Genomic DNA, 3,879 nt, shown 5'->3' with positions numbered 1-3,879 from the left:
GCCTACAAGACTGGATGCGGTGTTACCTCAAATCAACTCTTCCAGCTTCACCTGATCAAAGAACAGGCGGCTCACCAGCTTGATATGAGGGATTGTTCTGCAGCATGTTTTTATGCCTTCTTTAATCTTTTTTGATAATTCATCCCTCTGTTGCTGAGCCTGTACTTCTGCAATCGGCTGTTGGGTTTCTCGGGGATGGTGCGTACAATGAGTCCGGCTTCAAGGGCCATCTGAATGTATCTAAGCCGGAAATTCTTCTCATCCTTCAGGCTCAGTTTCCCCATCAGTTCAGTTCGGCTCATCTCCCCTTTCAGGACCCTTAACAGCTTCTTGACTTCGGGTGTGACTTCAGGTGTAACTCCGGGGGTAGTTTGGCTCACGTCCTGCAGTGTTTCAAGGATTGCCTTGAGCATAAATTCAACAAAAGCAGCAGTATCCGCACACCGGGTACTGGCCTCGATGGCCCCATAGTACTGTTTCTGATGTTTGAAGACCATGTTCTCAACCGGAAGCCAGGCAAAGAGCGGATTCCATCGGCTTAAAATCAGGGTCTGCCATAAACGGCCCATCCGCCCATTCCCGTCTGCAAAGGGGTGAATGTATTCAAACTCATAGTGAAAGATAGAACTTACAATAAGCGGGTGATCCTGACTCTCCTTAACCCACAGAAGCAGTTGATTGATAAGAGTGGGCACCATTGACGCCGGCGGAGCCATATGCACGACATCTTGCCCCTTCATGACCCCGACGCCGCTGCTGCGAAACTGCCCGGATTCTATAATTAGATCACTCATCATCACTTGATGGGCCTTTAAAAGATCATTCAGCGATGAGGGCTCCCATTCTTCAAGCTGGTCGTAAACGCCAAGAGCGTTCTCCACTTCTTTAATCTCTTTCGGTGGTGCCAGTACCCGTTTCCCTTCAAGAATCGCGGTAATCTGCTCTTCGCTGAGGGTATTCCCTTCGATGGCAAGAGAACCATGCACGGTTTTGATGCGATTGATACGCCGCAAACGCAGTGCAGAATCTGACAGATGTGACACGGAAAACCGGCCAATCTGTTCAGAAATATCCGCGGCAAGTTTCAATATTTCTGCCGTGATTGTGCAGGGAGGTTGATAGGCATTTTTCATTTATGCTGCTGGCCTTACGATGTGTTGGAGTATTTCCTTACAATTCCATCCCGCAATCTCAGTATTGATAAGCCCCTGAGTCAGAGCTTTTCCATCCTTCCCCAGGAGCACACAATCACTGAATGGATGGCCCTCACAAATCGTTCTTGCTTCAGAGACAGCTTCCGGTAATTCAACAAGGATGTCGAACACATTTACAACTTGAGTTGGATTATTTACATCCCAAGCGGATTCAAAGAGTTTTTTGCCAATTATTTCTTTTCTAGTTTGTACTTCAGTTTTCATCCATTATTCCATCTGAACCTGGCATCGGGACGCCGGGCTTTGGGGCGTTGGGGATTTTAAGGCCACTCGCTGTTTATTTATACCATATTTTTTATTTCGTTGCCCCAGTATTTAATGACGTATAATGAAATATAAGGAAAACAAACCTATGGAAAATAAAAATTCTGAAACAGCGGGAAAAGACCGTTTTGATCTTACGAATTGTACAAAATCCATGAAGGCCGTGGTTACAACCGGTAATGGAGGATATGAGAAACTCGAATATCGGGACGTGCCGATCCCGGAAATTTCTGAAGGAGAGGTACTTCTTCAAGTACTGGCTGCCGGAGTTAATAATACTGAAATCAATACCCGTCTGGGCTGGTACTCGTCCACTGTCACCGCCGGGACAGAATCACTTAGCGAGGACGAGAGAGAAAAGACAGAAGCTGAAGAAAAAGCGGACGGAGGATGGAATGGGGCAACCCCCTTTCCATATATCCAGGGAACAGACTGCTGCGGGCGCATTGTCCAGGCAGGACCCGGAGTAGACCCGGTAACCATCGGTTCCCGGGTACTCATACGGGCCTGCATTCGCAGTGAGGGATGGGATTCGAAGGAAAATATCTGGATGGCCTCCGATTTCGATGGTGCATTCGCTCAATTTGTCAAGATTGCCGCTTCTGAAGTTTTCCCCGTGAACTGCGATTGGAGTGATGCCGAACTGGGAACCATTCCCTGCGCCTATGGTACTGCAGAGAACATGATTCACCGGTCCAAAGTAAGTGCAAATGAACATGTGCTGGTAACCGGGGCCTCCGGTGGTGTTGGTTCTGCTGTGGTGCAACTTGCTAAACGTCGGGGTGCCATCGTAACGGCCATCGCCGGAAAAAATAAAATGGACCAAGTACACTCCATTGGTGCCGATCGGGTGATCCCCAGGGGTGAGGATATCCTGTCCCATCTTGGTGAAATGTCTGTGGATGTGGTTGTCGATAATGTAGGCGGATCAAATTTCAATGAGATGATGCTGGTTTTAAAAAGAGGCGGCCGCTATGCATCCTCAGGAGCCATCGCCGGTCCTCTGGTGACCCTGGATATGCGAAACTTTTATCTCAAGGATCTCACTTTGATAGGCTGTACCGCATGGGACGAACCAGTTTTTCCAAATCTCATTTCTTATATTGAAAAGGATGAAATCAAACCGCTCCTTGCCAGGACATTTCCTCTGGAACAGATTGTGGAGGCACAGAAAGAATTTACACTGAAAAAGCATGTAGGCAATTTCGTTTTAATACCCCAGGCACTGAGTGCCGCCCAGCGGGATCTGTTCGGGCTCTAAGTAAGGGGGACCTCTATTATGAACCGAAGATGCATCCCCGGCAGAGATATCCATATCACTGTGCTGTCATAGGGGATGCTGCTCGAAGCCAAACTAAACCAGAGTTCCTCCCCAAGAGAAACAGAACCATTTTGTTAAAATCCTATAAAAACATTTCTGATCATGATATATTAATAAATCAAATCAGGGAGACAAGATGACTGTTACACTACTCATAGATATAGCAACCAATATATCACTGTTGCTTTCTCTGTTATTCATTCAAAATCTTTTAATTTTCCAACACGATCAAACAACAATATTCAGCAAATCCCTGCAGGGAGTGATCATCGGAGTCATCAGTATTGTTCTGATGAACAACAGTATTTTCACACATCCAGGCATGATCTTCGATTCAAGAACAGTTCTTCTCAGTGTCTCTGGTCTTTTTCTGGGTATTTTACCGACAATAATTGCCATGTTTATAGCCGGAGTCTACCGGATCTGGCTGGGTGGAACCGGTATGTTCGTTGGAGTTCTCAGTATTATAATAGCAACTTTCCTTGGTATTCTGATGGGAAGAGTCGTAACAAATAAACAGATCAGGCCTGGATGGAGATTTAATTTTGCATTCGGATTAGCTGTTCATTCTATTATCCTCATGCTTTTCTTTCTGCTATTCCCCAGGCCCGACAATCGAATGATCACAAAGAGTCTAGCCATCCCTTATCTGCTGCTCCTTCCTCTGGCAACAAGCCTTGTTGGAAGCTTACTCTCTTTTCAGAATGATTCCAGAGTCGCTCAGAAGAAGCTTCTGGATAACAGAGAATTATTCCATACTCTTTTTAGAGACAATCATACAATCATGCTGATCATTGACCCCGAATCCGGTGACATACAGGATGCAAATGAATCAGCCATAAAGTTTTATGGCTGGTCCTATGCCGAAATGAAATCCATGAATATTCATCAGATCAATATGGCTCCTCAACATGAGGTTTTTGAGAAAATCGGGGTTATTCAAAAGAACAGGGAATTGAATTTCCTGGCACAGCACCGCAGAGCCGATGACAGTATCCGGGATGTTGAAGTTTTTTCCGAAACCATTGTACAGAATGAGAATCCCCTGCTTTTCTCAATAATCCACGATATTACAGACCG

At 45.8% G+C, this 3,879-nt stretch carries 4 protein-coding genes; 2 read left to right on the top strand and 2 right to left on the bottom strand.

Annotated elements, in window-relative coordinates; genetic code table 11:
- Positions 1-110 precede the first annotated feature (110 nt).
- Positions 111-1,133 (bottom strand): Fic family protein, encoded by a 1,023-nt coding sequence (locus PF479_RS09265; protein ID WP_298005342.1) that lies wholly within the window; start codon positions 1,131-1,133, stop codon positions 111-113.
- Positions 1,134-1,418 carry a hypothetical protein gene (locus tag PF479_RS09260; protein ID WP_298005339.1) on the bottom strand — a complete coding sequence of 95 codons (285 nt, stop codon included), beginning with the start codon at positions 1,416-1,418 and terminating at the stop codon, positions 1,134-1,136.
- A gap of 148 nt (positions 1,419-1,566) precedes the next feature.
- Between PF479_RS09260 and PF479_RS09255 the strand changes: the two genes are divergently transcribed.
- A complete protein-coding gene (locus tag PF479_RS09255) occupies positions 1,567-2,739 on the top strand; it encodes an alcohol dehydrogenase family protein (RefSeq protein WP_298005336.1) in 1,173 nt (390 codons plus the stop codon).
- 196 nt (positions 2,740-2,935) lie between these two features.
- Positions 2,936-3,879: LytS/YhcK type 5TM receptor domain-containing protein (locus PF479_RS09250; protein WP_298005335.1), on the top strand; the 944-nt coding region annotated here is incomplete at its 3' end.

Origin of the sequence: Oceanispirochaeta sp., assembly GCF_027859075.1 — a bacterium.
Lineage (GTDB): Bacteria > Spirochaetota > Spirochaetia > DSM-2461 > DSM-2461 > Oceanispirochaeta.
This window is presented reverse-complemented; position numbering and strand designations above follow the sequence as displayed.

Excerpts from the sequence above, each read along its gene's own strand:
- PF479_RS09265 (WP_298005342.1), bottom strand. The coding sequence starts at position 1,133 with ATGAAAAATGCCTATCAACCTCCCTGCACAATCACGGCAGAAATATTG.
- PF479_RS09260 (WP_298005339.1), bottom strand. The coding sequence starts at position 1,418 with ATGAAAACTGAAGTACAAACTAGAAAAGAAATAATTGGCAAAAAACTC.
- PF479_RS09255 (WP_298005336.1), top strand. The coding sequence starts at position 1,567 with ATGGAAAATAAAAATTCTGAAACAGCGGGAAAAGACCGTTTTGATCTT.